This window comes from Microcoleus pseudofavosus SVA1_A4 (genome assembly GCF_036700565.1).
GTDB lineage: Bacteria > Cyanobacteriota > Cyanobacteriia > Cyanobacteriales > Microcoleaceae > Microcoleus.
In genome coordinates this window covers 19,860-33,270 of record NZ_JAUBPE010000004.1, presented here as the reverse complement: position 1 = coordinate 33,270, position 13,411 = coordinate 19,860, and the positions used below count along the sequence as shown (strand labels likewise).

The following is a 13,411-nucleotide window of genomic DNA, read 5'->3' as shown; positions in this document are numbered from 1 at the left end:
GAGGGCAGAGGGCAGAGGGCAGAGGGCAGAGGGCAGAGGGCATAGGGCATAGGGCATACCTCACTTTTTTGAGAACCGCTATATATGTAGTACACACAATCTTGAGATCGCCCGTGTAAGGTGCGTCGCCATCTGTCAAGGAGCAAGTTTTATCCAATATCTCGCAGCGACGCACCCGGAAGATTAACACCACACAATATAGCTGCTGCTGTACTTAATGAACCTGGAATATTCTGTACAAACAGTCCTGGATGCAGTCCGAACCCTAGAAACCAGGTTTTTTACCGAATCTACTTAACTCTTTGCACAGTTGTTCAAAATTGAGATAACTGGCGAATTGGCCCATTGTAATCAACTCTCACCCTTCCATCTTGAGAAACCGTAACAACCGTTTCTACAGTATAGACAGACGTACCGGGTTTGTACCCTTGAAAAGTAAAAGTCCAAGTCCCATTGCCATTGTCAACAAACGGCGATTCCTTAGAAGTACCGTGCATAGAAGCTTCAGCTCGATACTGGCCTAAACCCCCGTTGGCAGCTTCTGCTGCTTGACGTGCCAAATTTTTTGCCCGATTCAGTTCGATATTATTGTTAATCACTGTCACGCCGTCGGTTTCATATTGAGGAGCAGGATTAGCATTAGTCAAGGTGGGGGAGACTCCAACACCTAAAGTTGAGAGCGCTATTAGACAAGTAAGTCGGATGTTGAGTTTCATAAAACAAACAGATTTATAGTTTGATAACGTCTACGAGACTTGCCCGAAAAAACCCGGTTGAATTTTCAATTTTTAATTTTCAATTTTGAATCCGCTGGCGTTTCCCCGTCGTTCAAATAGCGGTAACTCATCCGAGAAATATCCCGAATCAATGTTTGAGCTGGCTTCTCGGTTTCCGGCGGATGTTTCACCATCACCGCCACTAAATAACGCTTGCCGTTCGGCAAATCCACCATCCCCGCATCCGCTAGCATTGTATTAATATTGCCCGTTTTGTGAGCAATAACTGAACCTTCGCCCAAACCTTTCGGCAGCAAAGAATCGTTTTGAGTTTGGCGCATGATTTGCAAAATACGATCGCGCGACTTGACCGATACCAAATTTCCGCGATCGATCTGGGCTATGATATTAATCAAATCCTTCGGACTGGTAGTATTAGTTCCCTCCAAATCCGGCAACTTATTGCGAAGAACCGTGGTACTCAAACCCCAGGTTGCAAAATGCTGATTCAAAACCTCAGCACCTCCCAACAACTCAATCATCATATTTGTCGCCGTATTGTCGCTGACGACAATCATCTTTTTAGCAACTTCCAAAGCCGAATACTTCTTGCCCGGAGCGTCGTCTTGCATCTCCCCAGAACCGCCCGCAATGTGTTCGGGCTTCAGCGTCAGCGTCTGATCTAACTGCACTTTGCCTTCATCTACTGCTTGGAAAAAAGCTACTAAAATTGGCAGTTTAATCGTGCTAGCTGAAGCAAAAGCAGTATCGCCGTTAAAATTTAGGTAGCTTCCAGTATCTAAATCGACTAGAAATATTCCGGCTGTCAAAGTAGGATTTTCTGTGGCTAAAACCTGAACTTGCGTTTTCAAAGCTCCTAATTCTTGATTCAGTTGCAATGCTTCTGGGGCTGCGGGTGCCGCAGATGCGCTATCGGCTGGGTTTTGCTGCCCTGGGGTGGTTTGTTCTTCTGCCGCTACAGTCGATCGACTCACAGCATTCACCACAGACAGCAGCGTCCCGCAAATCACCGCAATCCCAACTCCCAAAATCAGCAAGCGAGTAGCGTACACCAATGGCGGCACGCTCCGAGGTGCAGAGCGTTTGCCCGGTCTCTGGCTCGCTTGCGGGCGCGGTTTAGGCACGGGGGCTTTTTTGGCATTTGGGGGCATTCCCGTGTCTGGAATGCGCGCTGGGGGCGAAATGGGGCGACTTCCACGGGTTGCAGGGGGAGTGGCAGTTGGGAGCTGGCTGGTGGGATTGCTGGCGATCGAACTGACAGTTTCCAGATTCGGGTCAGGAAAATCGAACATATCGACAGCAGCGAGACCCTTTTTGCGGGGTTGGCGACTCTTCGACTGGGGAGTTTTGCTGGTGGTTCTGGGTTTTCTGGGGTTAATTGCCGATCTGGGATCGGATAAAAAGTCTTGTGTATTAAATTCTTCCGAAGGTGCGGGAGAATTGGCTTTAATTCTGCTGCCGCGGCTTGGTTGCGGTGGCAAAGTCGAAGGTTCTGGCGATCGAATTTCCGGGTTGCCGTTTTGCGGTTGGGGAGGGCGGCGGCGGCCGGAGTTGCCAGACTGACTTGCTTTGCCGGACTTAGGCTGCTTTGAGCCGGAGTTGGGAGAGGATATCGAGGATATCACCGATAATATCGATCCTTTGGGAAACCGCTCTGCCACGTCTTACTCCTTCATCACTACTGTAAAGTTCAAGTTTAAGATTTTTCAGCTTGCCAGCCAATCGATTTGGGATTTGGGATTTGGGATTTATATCAAATCCCGTAGCATCGGAATTAATATATTACCCACAACCAGGACACGGCAGTGCCGTGTCCCTACAATTAATCGCGGTAGGGAAACGGCACTGCCGTGTCCTCTATATCATTCCGGTGCAACCGGAATTGATATTACCCGAAATCTGAGTCAGAAGTGCGTGTTTGGGATGCCGATCGCACTTTTGGCAACAGTAGCAATAAATCTGCCGATTTGTACCCAAAAAATCTCCGATCGGCAATCTCAAATCTCAAATTGCTAGCATTCTGGCTTAATGTCGCCCGGATTTTCCGGCAACGCCCCATCCAGAGTATCAGAAACTGGCGATCGCGGGTAACTTTTTATTGCCCATTCTGTTTGGCGCAGCACCCCCCGAAGCATAGCGACTTCATCTACTGTCGGATATGCCCTGTTGTACAAACGCCGAAATTTTTCCATCCGACTTGCTGCTGTGTGCGGCTGCAAATATCCCATTTTTAGTAACAGCGTTTCTAGTTGCTGGTAATATCCCTCTAAATTTTCCAAGGGAGCCGATTCCTCCTGGCTGCTGACAACTGACAACTGACAACTGACAACTGACTTGTATAGTTCGTAACAGCAGATAGCGACGGCTTGGGCGAGATTTAGGGAAGTATAGGCATCGCTGCTGGGAATGCGGATCAGGCGCTGAGCGCGGTTTAATTCGGCATTGGTCAAGCCGCAGTCTTCTCGGCCGAAAACTAGGGCGCTGGGGGCTTCTAGGAGCCAAGGCAAGGCATCTGCGGGATCTTCTAGTTGTGTTGGCAACGATCGACTATCATCCCCTGTAGTTGCGATCGATCTGACACACCCAACCAAAGCGGACGACAAACTCTCGACTACTTTGGCAGTTTCCAGTATGTCGGCGGCGCGAACAGCCATCAGTCGGGCCTCTTCCCCTAAATAATCGCAGTGGGGATTTACCAAAATTAATTGGTGCAAACCCATATTTTTCATGACGCGGGCAACAGAACCGACATTCAATGGGCCTGCTGGTTCGACTAAGACTATTCGGATGTTGGCGGCGGCCGTTGAGAGCATTTAATTTGGGGAGATTTTTAGCTGAAATTGGTTGGTTTCGTTTCCTCAGCAACAGGCAAGATGCCTGTTCCACAAGAATTGAATTTTGTTGTGGAACAGGCATCTTGCCTGTTCATAAAAATGGTACAAGATGTGAATTAGTTAATGTAATGTCAAAATTAGCATGGCCAAGCAGCGAGCGAAATCCGATTTACCGACAAAAATGTGCCCGGTGTGCGATCGACCTTTTACTTGGCGCAAAAAATGGGCGGACTGCTGGGATGAGGTCAAATACTGCTCCGAACGTTGTCGCCGCGGCCGTTCGGGCGATCGAGATTAAGAATTTAGGGTAATTTGCTCGATCGAGGCTAAGATTGCAAAGGAAAAATTTTAGGTTATTAGGTTATAAAGTATGGCATCGCAACAAGTGCAACCAAAGCTAGTTATTCACGGCGGTGCCGGTAGTTCTCTACACAGTAAAGGCGGAATTGAGGCGGTGCGGAAATCGCTTTACGATGTTTTGGAGGAAGTTTATCCGCTGCTGAAAGACGGTGCAAGTGCCGTAGATGCAGTGGTGCGGGGCTGCCAATTGCTGGAAGATGACCCGCGATTCAATGCCGGGACGGGTTCTGTGGTGCAGTCGGACGGTCAAATTCGGATGAGTGCTTCGCTGATGGACGGTTTGGTGCAGCGTTTCAGCGGGGCGATTAATGTTTCTCGCGTTCAACATCCGATCGAACTTGCTAAATTTTTGCAGAATTCGGACGATCGGGTACTCTCTGATTTTGGTTCGGCGGAATTGCTGCGAGAACTTCAATTGCCGATTTACGATCCGATGACGGATTTGCGCTTGCACGAGTGGATGCAGGAACGCCAAGGCAATTTTAGCAAAGCAATGGCTGACGTGGTGGCGGAACCGGCGGGTATGGGTACGATCGGAGTCGTGGCTTTGGATGTTCGCGGACGCTTGGCTGCTGGAACTTCGACTGGCGGCAAGGGTTTTGAGCGCATCGGGCGGGTTAGCGACTCAGCGATGCCGGCGGGAAATTACGCGACTGGAAGTGCGGCGGTAAGCTGTACGGGGATTGGCGAGCACATTATGGACGAGTGTTTGGCGGCGCGGATTGTGATTCGGGTAACAGACGGTTTCAGTTTGAAAGCTGCTTTTGAGCGTTCTTTTGCTGAAGCTGACGATCGCAAACGGGATTTTGGGGCAATTGGAATTGATGCTAGCGGTGCGATCGCGATCGGCAAAACTAGCGAGGTGATTTTGGGTGCTTTTCACAACGGTATCCAAATGGGCGATACTTTGGAAATGAGCAAGGGAACGCTGATTTTTATTGCTTAAAAAAGAGCTGTGAATTTCGGCTACAAACATCGGCTACAAACATCAGGACACAGCAGTGCTGTGTCCCTACGGAATAAGGGATATGTGCTTTTTTTCAGAGTATGCAAATTTAGTTAATCTGTAGGGTGCGTCGCTGCGAGATATTGGATAGAAGTTGCAGATTATAGATGGCGACGCACCGATGCTTGCCATTCGATTATGCGTACCACATATACATGGAATACGCTGTATCATGTCCGGTAGCGTCGTTCCGATTCGCACTTGATATTAAGACGAACGGTACCTATCCCGTAACGAGCCAAAAACTTCACCCCAAAGTCAGGATTCCCGCCGCCAAATCTACCACTAACCGTTTAGTTTTCAGCCATTCCATCCCGATGATAATTTCTGGTATCTCATCTCCTGCTACCACAGGAACATTAAATTCTTGACCGTCAATTTGCACAGTGCCGATATAAATACTAAAATTACCTTCTCCTCGTGCAGTCTTCATGGGGTATTCATCATCTACAAGCTGCCAATTAAAATCTAAATCTTGGCTGTTTATCGCCAACCAACCGGTGAATCCCGTATCTAGAAGCGCATCCGCAAATATGACTTCCCCATCAGCCGCGACCAAACTTATTTCAAAAAATAGTTGATTTGTCTCTTCATCAAACCTTCCTTGAATCATAAAATACTGCCACAAACTCCGGTCTCATTCAATCGCCGAACAATCATTAGTTTTTGGGGAGGATTTGTTAGCAGCCTCTCAAAAGCGACGAGTTGATCTTTTTCAACAAAATATTCACCCGTATCAGGATCGATAACAATGTACCAATTGTAGTGAGTAGCCATGAGTTCGTCGCGGACTCGTTCAAAAATCGGGCGGCAGCGCTGCCACCGCACTTGGCTTTCAGCTTTTTGTTTTGCTTTCTCTTCTGGAGAAATTGGAGTTTTTTTGTATTTGTCAGAGATGCGGCGGGGTTTCCATCCGGCAGGTGCTGCGATCATAGTTTTTTGTATTAGCTCTGAATCTATTTTAGCAAATATCGCCGACTCATTCCTTATCCAAACTCAGAAATTGAGCGAATCTTTTCCTGCAATCTAGCAAAAACTACTTCACCATCAGTCACTTGTCCCTGAGCAATTTGCTCGGTACCGCTAGCAATTTTTTGTCTGAGTTCTGCGAGACGCTGCTGTTTCAATGCGCGATTTCTTTCTTCTAGCAGTTGCAATGCTTCGCTAATTAGTTCTTGAACGCTGTCATAGTTGCCACCTTGTAATTGCGATCGCACGTAATTTTCCTGTTCTGGTGTTAGGGTAACATTCATTGTCTGGGCCCCTCTAAAAAACCTTAAATCAATTATACTGCAATAATTTAATCATCGCCCCTAACCTCTCTAATCTTAAATCTGCAGTTGCCAAAGTTTAACAGTACCGTTCTCCCCGCCACTGACCAGAGTTTCCTATCCCCAGCGTGAATCGCCCAAATCAATAACTAACGATAATTACAGAGGCGCAAATAAACTTTACAATGTAACAGAATGTAAACCTGTTATTACCTTTGCGATTACTTTCCTTCGGATCGCGAAAGCTAACGTTTCACTCGCAATAACATAATTAATATATTTTTAAAATACATCTACTTTAAATCACGGAAAGCTATCTCAAACGCCGCCGCAAGTAAACTTGCGACATTTGTTGTCGGCAAGACATCAAGAGTGCTAATCTATTAGCAAAATAAAAAAAGTCATGGCAGCGGACGACTTCAAATAATATATAAGTTAACAATTCGGTGGAGCGGGGTCAGGAAGTCGATCTGTAGCATCATTTTTGGAATCAAAGGGTGAAGTAAATGAAAATAATCAAGCATACCCCAACTGAACTAATAATTCAGACTCACAGCATATTTGATTTTTGGCTCCCTAGTTGTTTCTTCATGGTATTTGGACTGGTTTGGCTGACTTTTGACTATCATACAGCAACCCTGAGCTGCCAGCGATTGCGCGCAAAACAAGGAAGTTGCCAGTTGGTGCGATCGAATTTACTGGGGTCGAACATCCAAGAAATTCAGCTTGCTGCTTTGCGGGGAGCTAAAGTGGAAAGATGCGTCTATAGAAGCAGAGTTGTACTTTTGACTTCTGCTGGCAATGTTCCTCTCACTGCTAACTCCACTAACTGGGGGAACAAAGACGCTGTTGCTTCTGATATCAATTATTTTGTTAAAAATGCAAAACATCGATTGCTGCGCTTAAGCCAAGACGATCGCTGGTGGGGATGGACAGGAGGCATATTTTTGCTCGCAGCAGTCGGAGCGATCGTGTTGGGAAATGATGAAACCTACAGATTCGATGGAACTTTAAACACCTTGACTGTTAAACAGCGGGGTTTGTTGGCACGTAAAGTAATTCAATACTCTCTGTGCGAGATTTATGGGGTGGAAGTCGATCGAAAAAAAGACCGGGATAATGACACTTGGTACGAAGTCAGATTGTTAGTTTGTGGAGGATCTCGCATATCCCTGCCCCACACTATGAGCCCCTACGAGCAAGAAAAAATCGCCAAAGCGATTAACAACTATCTGAACGCGCGATCGAGCTGAAGTTGTGTTTACACGACTTACGCAAACAGTGGTTTAACACGCTATTTTAACGCGGTAGGGTGCGCAATTCGCACCTGATATCAAATCCGGTAGCATCGGAATTAATATAACCCGAAATCAGGACACGGCACTGCCGTTTCCCTACCATTAATCGGGGTAGGGAAACGGCATTTCCGTGTCCTCTATATCATTCCGGCGCAGCGGGATTTGATATTACAGAATAAAGTAATATCAAATCCCGTAGCATCGGAATTAATATAACCCGAAATCAGGACACGGCAGTGCCGTTTCCCTACCATTAATCGGGGTAGGGAAACGGCACGTGCAGTGTCCGACCTATCATGTCGCTCGTGCAACCGAAATTGATATAACTCATCATCTAAAAAGTGAACGATTCTTCACTTTTTGGGTTCTTTCAACTTCCAACCTGATTTGACAACTTGCCGGGAACGGGCAATTACTAAACAGTCATCCGCCACATCTTCCGTCACTACAGAACCCGCCGCTACAGTAACATCTTCCCCTAAAGTTATCGGTGCAACCAGCACGCTGTTAGAACCGGTTTTAGTCCGATCGCCTATTTGAGTTTTGTGCTTCTTCACTCCGTCATAATTGGCGGTAATTGTCCCCGCACCGATGTTGACTTTTTCTCCCAAAGTCGCGTCGCCTAAATAAGACAAGTGAGCGACATTAGTTCGATCGCCTATTTGAGTATTTTTCAATTCTACAAAATTGCCGACGCGGCAGTTCGCCCCAATTTCTGCGTGTCCCCGCAAGTGTGCGTAAGGGCCAATTCGCGAATTTTCAGCGACAATACTGTCAGAAACCACCGAATAAAGCACAGTCACATTTTCCCCAATTTGACTGTTTTCGATCAAACTGCCGGGGCCGATGCGACTCCCAGAGGCGATCGAAGTTTTTCCCCGCAGATGCGTTTGCGGTTCAATTACCACATCCGGCTGCAACTCTACGGTATCGTCGATCGTAATGCTGTTGGGATCTATCAGCGTCACTCCCGCCGTCATCCACTTGTCCTTTACCCGCGTTTGCAAAATATCGGAAGCGGAGGCTAAATGTTTGCGATCGTTAATCCCCAAAATCTCTTGATAATCTTCAACATCCACGGCCATCACGGGAGAAAGAAAATTTACCGTATCAGTTAGGTAATATTCTTTTTGGTCGTTGTCTGCCTTCAATTCTGGCAAAATCTTCTCTAAAGAGGGCCAGTGAAAGCAGTAAACACCTGCATTAATTCGGTGGTTTTGCTTTTGAGCTTGTGTGCAGTCGCGGTCTTCAACAATTTGCTGGACTAAGTTTTGACTGTCGGTAAACACTCGCCCGTATCCTTGAGGATTCGGCAAATTAGCTGTCAATATAGTAGCAGAGTTTTGGTGCTGTTTGTGAATGGCCATCAATTGTTTGAGAGTTTCGGCTCTCAGCAAAGGCACATCCCCATTTAGCACCAGCAAATCTCCTTGAAACCCCTGTAAGTGAGGCAGCAATTTCTGGATGGCGTGACCGGTTCCCAATTGTTCGGTTTGTTCGACAAATTCTAGGGGAGGAGATTGAGGATTGTCCCCCGGTATTTCTTGACCTCGAATCAGGGATTCTTTAACGAGTTCGCCTCGATAACCGACGATGACAATTCGCCTGGAAATTTGAATTTCTTGACAACTTTGGAGGACTCGCTCGACTAGCGATCGACCGCCCAATTCGTGTAGAACTTTGGGCAAGTCAGATTTCATGCGCGTGCCGCGTCCAGCCGCTAAAATTGCTATTGCTACCATTGTGCGATCGAGTTTTTTGCTATAAAAACTTAAATATTGACTAACTGATGATATCACTTGCTGTCCGTCGATGGCACTGCGATCGCACAATTTTTTAATCTCAAATCTCAAATCTCGAATCCGGGCGATCGAGGTTTTTTCCAGCCGGATGTCGGTTTGATGGCGATGCTTGCGGTTCCACTCTTAGTATCCTAGCGATATCTGGCCGCTGAACGAGAGGACTTGCATTCCTCACTACAAACTTGAGTTCGGTTCGTAGTGAGGAATGCAAGTCCTTCCCCAAGGGATTCGAGGAGGAGCGAGAATGATAATTTGCACAACTCAGCTTGAATTTACCGAGATATATTATACTATTCGTTGAATTTCAGTTAGGGTGTTTTCAACTTAAAAAAACTATTTCTGACTTTTTCATCCCTTCTACCTTCTAGATTCTGCATTATCAGGTGTCCAGCGATGACAGAGCTTAATTTTCAGGAACTTGCCAAGCAGGGAAATCTCGCCACTGCGATCGCATCTTGGCTCAACAGCCAGTTGCAATCTGAAGGGATCGCAGCCTCCGCGAATCTCGACGGCGACTGTTTGGATATAATTCTTGAGGCCGAGCAAGTACCGAGAGAAGATACATTAGTTGATTTTGTGCGGAGCAAACTGACGAATTTGCAGTCGGATTCGATTCGCAAAGTGAAGGTTGAAGGCCGAGAAAGCGGTCAGATTGCTGCTGCTTGGAGTCAGGAGTTTACTTTGGAGAGCAGCACTTTGGAACCACAGAGCTTTGCGGGAGAATCTGTGCCAAATACTGCGGTTGCTAATATCGACGATCGCGCTGAAATGGAGAGCAATATTGAGGAGGAGAAATCGCCGGAATTTGCTGCATTTGAGAAGCGGCTGCGATCGACTTTCATTGTAGTCGGGCTGGTAACGGGTATGTTGGCGATCGCCGCGGTGGCGTTTGTCGGTAAAATTTTGAACGAGCCGGCAGCAACTGCGGGGAATAATCCAGATGAAACAGCGACTCCCGCAACTGCACCGGATACTTTTCGAGAGGCGGTTAACAGCGCAGTTAAAGCAGCCGAATTAGGGCGATCGGCAAAAACTAAGGAAGATTGGACGACAGTTGCCGATCGCTGGCAAGAAGCGGTATCGTTGATGAGAAGAGTACCCGTGTCTAGCCCCAACCATCAACTAGCTCAGACAAAAGTTAGCGAGTATCAGAAATATCTGCTTTACGCTCAAGAAGCAGCAGTAAATCCCCCACCGCCAAGTCCAACTCCCGCAACAGCACAAAAAGCAGAACCCGAAAAAGCAACTCGTAAAAAATCTAATTCCGAAAAAGAAACTTCGGAAAAAGCAACTCGTAAAAAATCTAATTCCGAAAAAGCAGAACCAGAAAAAGCCACTCCTTCTCGATAGATTAGTTCGCGGACGCACGGGTGGTTAGAAACCGGGTTTTTTACGAAAATTCTTCGTTACAGCCCCAGAAACCCTAAAAAACCCGGTTTCTTTGGTCTTTATGCGTCCAGGACTGTAGATGTTAAAGTACAGATTTAAAGAGTTATGAATGACAGCAATTTAATCGTTTCTCCTGAATGGTTGGCCGGCAATACCGAAAATCCGCAAGTTATAATTATTGACTGTCGGTTTTCCCTCGCCGACCCAGAATTGGGACAAAAACAATATCAAGAAAGTCACGTTCCCGGAGCTTTCTATTTAGATTTAAACCGCGATCTCGCGAGTGCTGTTGGCAAACACGGCGGCAGACATCCGCTGCCCAATATTGGAGAATTAGCTGATAAATTGAGCGCGATAGGCATTAATTCACCCGAAACTTTAGTCGTGGCTTATGACGATTCGCGGCTGGCTTTTTCGGCTCGTTTGTGGTGGCTGCTGCGATATATGGGACACAGCAAAGTTGCTTTGTTAGACGGCGGTTTCAGCGCATGGAAAGCGGCCGGATATCCGGTAACAAATACTTTGCCAGAACCCAGCGAGGGTAAATTTGTGACCGAATTGCAACGGGATTTGGCGGTAGATATTGAGGCTGTAAAAGAGCGCAAAGACTTGCCGGGAAAGGTTTTGGTTGATTCGCGGGAGAGCGAGAGATACGCAGGTTTGCGGGAGCCGCTCGACCCCATTGCAGGCCACATTCCGGGTGCGGTAAACTATCCTTGGCAAGAGGTGACGGATGAAACTGGAAAAGTGCGATCGATCTCCGAACAAAAACAGCGCTGGACGGAATTAGAAAAAGCGGAAGAAATTATCGTTTACTGCGGTTCTGGGGTGACAGCTTGCGTCAATTTACTGTCTTTAGAAATCGCTGGGATTCCCAATGCTAAACTTTATGTCGGTAGCTGGAGCGACTGGTGTTCTTATAACAATTCTGAAAATTAGCATCTGTAGGGACACGGCATTGCTGTGTCCCTACTTTTAATAATTGGTATAAGATTGAGGATTGTAGGAAATAAAATAATACCCTAAAAATCAAAATAAATATAAGGCAAACCGCCCTCGGGAGCCAACACCCAAACCGCATACAAACAAAGCGGCACCAACACCAATTTCACAGGCCAATTTAACTCCAACTTCAAACCCCGACTCAACGCATAATTCCCCAGCATCGCCGCAGCCAAAGCCGCCAACATCCAAGTTAAATGCACTCTTTCCAAACCCAAAGCTTCCACATAAACCTTATTAGCAAACTGCACGTCAGCAGTGTGTCCCCACAAATGCGAAATCGCCCATCCAGAATCCTTCAAATCGGGAAGGCGGAAAAATATCCAACTACCAAAAACCATCGCCTGAGTCAACAGCCAACCGATCGCAATACCGATCGGATTTTCCCACAAAAACTCCATCCGCAATCGCTTAAACACCACATCAGTCAGCCGGTGAACCGCCAAAGCCAAACCGTGCAAACCCCCCCACACAATAAATCCCCAAGCCGCCCCGTGCCAAATTCCCGCAATTAACATGACGATCGACAAATTCAGACAAGTGCGCCACAAACCGACTCGCGAACCCCCCAAAGGAAAATACAAATAATTGCGCAGCCAATCCCCCAAAGTCATGTGCCAGCGCCGCCAAAAATCAGCTATGCTAGCACTAAAATAAGGGAAATCAAAATTTGGCGGCAAATACCAACCCAGCAGCAAAGCAGTACCGCGCGCCATGTCAACATAGCCGCTAAAATCGAGATAAAGTTGCAGCCCGTAAGCAAAAATTGCCAGCCACAAATCCTCGCTACCCGCCCGCTGCAAATTGGTAAAGCTTAAATCGACATAAATTCCCAAGTTATCAGCGAAAAGACCTTTTTTTACTGCACCGAAGGCGATCGTCCAAAGTGCCTCAGAAATGCGATCGGGCGTTGGAAATTGCTGGGATTTCAGTTGATAGATCAAGTTGTGATACCGAGTAATCGGGCCGGAAATCAGTTTCGGAAAAAACAACTTGTAAGCAGCAAAGTTTAGCAGGGAAGTAGCAGCCGGCGCGCCTCGGTACACGTCAATCAAATAAGCAATGCACTCAAAGCAAAAGAAACTCAATCCCAGGGGTGCAACTACGTGAGTTTTCACCCAGTTAGCGCCGTCTAAAGCCAAGGGCAAATTTAACAAAGTGCCGATCGAACTCAAGAAAAAAGGAACATACTTAAAACCCAGAAGCAGCAACACATTCAGCCCAATTCCTATCCACAGCAGCAACAAACGGCGGCGGTTCCAAGATTCATTAGCAATCCGCCAATCCAGAGGTTCCCCAATCGCCATCGCCAATAAGTAATTAAACAGAACACCAACTAACAGCAGAGGAATGTACCAAATTTGCAGCGAAGCGTAAAAAATCAGACTAGCCGCCAGCATGATAAAAAGCCGCCACCACCTGAACGGAACCAACCAGTAAGCCGCGAACAAAACTAACAGAAACAGGGCATATTGAAGGGAGATGAAAGTCATACCATTTTAGATTTTAGAACAGATTTTAGCCGATCGCTGACACGAAAAAAGGCACTCGGTAAGTCCCTACTGCACTGTCAGCCACGGAGAACTGCTATATATTACAGCACCCATGTTAAATGCTGTGGCAAATTAAATAAATATTGCCTGCTATCAAATAATATCAATTCCGGTTGCACGAGCGACATGATAGGTCGGACACGGCGCCGTGCCCTTGGA

General features: G+C 46.8%; 14 protein-coding genes. 6 read left to right on the top strand and 8 right to left on the bottom strand.

Translation table 11 applies throughout. From position 1 onward, the window contains the following. Positions 1-314 precede the first annotated feature (314 nt). Positions 315-716 carry a hypothetical protein gene (locus QUA02_RS02790; RefSeq protein ID WP_333025156.1) on the bottom strand — a complete coding sequence of 134 codons (402 nt, stop codon included), beginning with the start codon at positions 714-716 and terminating at the stop codon, positions 315-317. A gap of 65 nt (positions 717-781) precedes the next feature. Continuing rightward, positions 782-2,362, bottom strand: coding sequence for a serine hydrolase (locus QUA02_RS02785; RefSeq protein WP_333025154.1), 1,581 nt, complete (start codon positions 2,360-2,362; stop codon positions 782-784). On the opposite strand from QUA02_RS02785, the gene QUA02_RS02780 reads away from it, so the two are divergent. Next, complete coding sequence (locus tag QUA02_RS02780; RefSeq protein ID WP_333025152.1) at positions 2,337-2,753, top strand: hypothetical protein; 417 nt, start codon at positions 2,337-2,339, stop codon at positions 2,751-2,753. The two genes, QUA02_RS02785 and QUA02_RS02780, sit on opposite strands and share 26 nt — an antisense overlap. Here the strand turns inward: QUA02_RS02780 and QUA02_RS02775 are convergent. Next, a complete protein-coding gene (locus tag QUA02_RS02775) occupies positions 2,750-3,550 on the bottom strand; it encodes an RNA methyltransferase (protein ID WP_333025150.1) in 801 nt (266 codons plus the stop codon). The genes QUA02_RS02780 and QUA02_RS02775 overlap by 4 nt on opposite strands. A gap of 163 nt (positions 3,551-3,713) precedes the next feature. Here QUA02_RS02775 and QUA02_RS02770 point away from each other — a divergent pair, with 163 nt between their 5' ends. Then, entirely contained in the window at positions 3,714-3,869 is a 156-nt protein-coding gene (locus QUA02_RS02770) for a DUF2256 domain-containing protein (protein ID WP_333025149.1), read from the top strand. Between the two features lie 72 nt (positions 3,870-3,941). Beyond that, a complete protein-coding gene (locus QUA02_RS02765) occupies positions 3,942-4,877 on the top strand; it encodes an isoaspartyl peptidase/L-asparaginase (protein WP_333025147.1) in 936 nt (311 codons plus the stop codon). 307 nt (positions 4,878-5,184) lie between these two features. Here QUA02_RS02765 and QUA02_RS02760 read toward each other — a convergent pair whose 3' ends face one another. From QUA02_RS02760 to QUA02_RS02750, 3 genes are read right to left on the bottom strand one after another with little or no spacing between them, the layout of a single operon-like run. After that, positions 5,185-5,550, bottom strand: coding sequence for an aspartyl protease (locus QUA02_RS02760; RefSeq protein ID WP_333025146.1), 366 nt, complete (start codon positions 5,548-5,550; stop codon positions 5,185-5,187). Continuing rightward, the gene (locus tag QUA02_RS02755) at positions 5,547-5,870 is read right to left on the bottom strand and encodes a hypothetical protein (protein WP_333025145.1); all 324 of its coding nucleotides are present in this window, start codon (positions 5,868-5,870) and stop codon (positions 5,547-5,549) included. Before QUA02_RS02755 ends, QUA02_RS02760 begins: the two co-directional genes overlap by 4 nt. A gap of 53 nt (positions 5,871-5,923) precedes the next feature. Then, complete coding sequence (locus QUA02_RS02750; protein ID WP_333025144.1) at positions 5,924-6,190, bottom strand: type II toxin-antitoxin system ParD family antitoxin; 267 nt, start codon at positions 6,188-6,190, stop codon at positions 5,924-5,926. A gap of 524 nt (positions 6,191-6,714) precedes the next feature. Here QUA02_RS02750 and QUA02_RS02745 point away from each other — a divergent pair. Further along, positions 6,715-7,461, top strand: coding sequence for a hypothetical protein (locus tag QUA02_RS02745; protein WP_333025143.1), 747 nt, complete (start codon positions 6,715-6,717; stop codon positions 7,459-7,461). A 398-nt stretch (positions 7,462-7,859) separates the two neighbouring features. Here the strand turns inward: QUA02_RS02745 and glmU are convergent, their stop codons facing one another. Continuing rightward, entirely contained in the window at positions 7,860-9,248 is a 1,389-nt protein-coding gene (glmU, locus tag QUA02_RS02740) for a bifunctional UDP-N-acetylglucosamine diphosphorylase/glucosamine-1-phosphate N-acetyltransferase GlmU (RefSeq protein ID WP_333025309.1), read from the bottom strand. Positions 9,249-9,701: 453 nt separating this feature from the next. Here glmU and QUA02_RS02735 point away from each other — a divergent pair, with 453 nt between their 5' ends. Next, positions 9,702-10,658, top strand: a complete 957-nt coding sequence (locus QUA02_RS02735; protein ID WP_333025141.1) for a hypothetical protein — start codon at positions 9,702-9,704, stop codon at positions 10,656-10,658. A gap of 144 nt (positions 10,659-10,802) precedes the next feature. Continuing rightward, positions 10,803-11,636 carry a sulfurtransferase gene (locus QUA02_RS02730; protein WP_333025140.1) on the top strand — a complete coding sequence of 278 codons (834 nt, stop codon included), beginning with the start codon at positions 10,803-10,805 and terminating at the stop codon, positions 11,634-11,636. An 83-nt stretch (positions 11,637-11,719) separates the two neighbouring features. Here the strand turns inward: QUA02_RS02730 and QUA02_RS02725 are convergent, their stop codons facing one another. Beyond that, positions 11,720-13,192 carry an MBOAT family O-acyltransferase gene (locus QUA02_RS02725; protein WP_333025139.1) on the bottom strand — a complete coding sequence of 491 codons (1,473 nt, stop codon included), beginning with the start codon at positions 13,190-13,192 and terminating at the stop codon, positions 11,720-11,722. Between the last annotated feature and the right edge of the window lie 219 nt (positions 13,193-13,411).

Bases quoted from the DNA above. Each gene is read 5' to 3' on its own strand.
- QUA02_RS02790 (WP_333025156.1), bottom strand. From the start codon at position 716: ATGAAACTCAACATCCGACTTACTTGTCTAATAGCGCTCTCAACTTTA.
- QUA02_RS02775 (WP_333025150.1), bottom strand. From the start codon at position 3,550: ATGCTCTCAACGGCCGCCGCCAACATCCGAATAGTCTTAGTCGAACCA.
- QUA02_RS02770 (WP_333025149.1), top strand. From the start codon at position 3,714: ATGGCCAAGCAGCGAGCGAAATCCGATTTACCGACAAAAATGTGCCCG.
- QUA02_RS02765 (WP_333025147.1), top strand. From the start codon at position 3,942: ATGGCATCGCAACAAGTGCAACCAAAGCTAGTTATTCACGGCGGTGCC.
- QUA02_RS02760 (WP_333025146.1), bottom strand. From the start codon at position 5,550: ATGATTCAAGGAAGGTTTGATGAAGAGACAAATCAACTATTTTTTGAA.
- QUA02_RS02755 (WP_333025145.1), bottom strand. From the start codon at position 5,870: ATGATCGCAGCACCTGCCGGATGGAAACCCCGCCGCATCTCTGACAAA.
- QUA02_RS02750 (WP_333025144.1), bottom strand. From the start codon at position 6,190: ATGAATGTTACCCTAACACCAGAACAGGAAAATTACGTGCGATCGCAA.
- QUA02_RS02745 (WP_333025143.1), top strand. From the start codon at position 6,715: ATGAAAATAATCAAGCATACCCCAACTGAACTAATAATTCAGACTCAC.
- glmU (WP_333025309.1), bottom strand. From the start codon at position 9,248: ATGGTAGCAATAGCAATTTTAGCGGCTGGACGCGGCACGCGCATGAAA.
- QUA02_RS02735 (WP_333025141.1), top strand. From the start codon at position 9,702: ATGACAGAGCTTAATTTTCAGGAACTTGCCAAGCAGGGAAATCTCGCC.
- QUA02_RS02730 (WP_333025140.1), top strand. From the start codon at position 10,803: ATGAATGACAGCAATTTAATCGTTTCTCCTGAATGGTTGGCCGGCAAT.
- QUA02_RS02725 (WP_333025139.1), bottom strand. From the start codon at position 13,192: ATGACTTTCATCTCCCTTCAATATGCCCTGTTTCTGTTAGTTTTGTTC.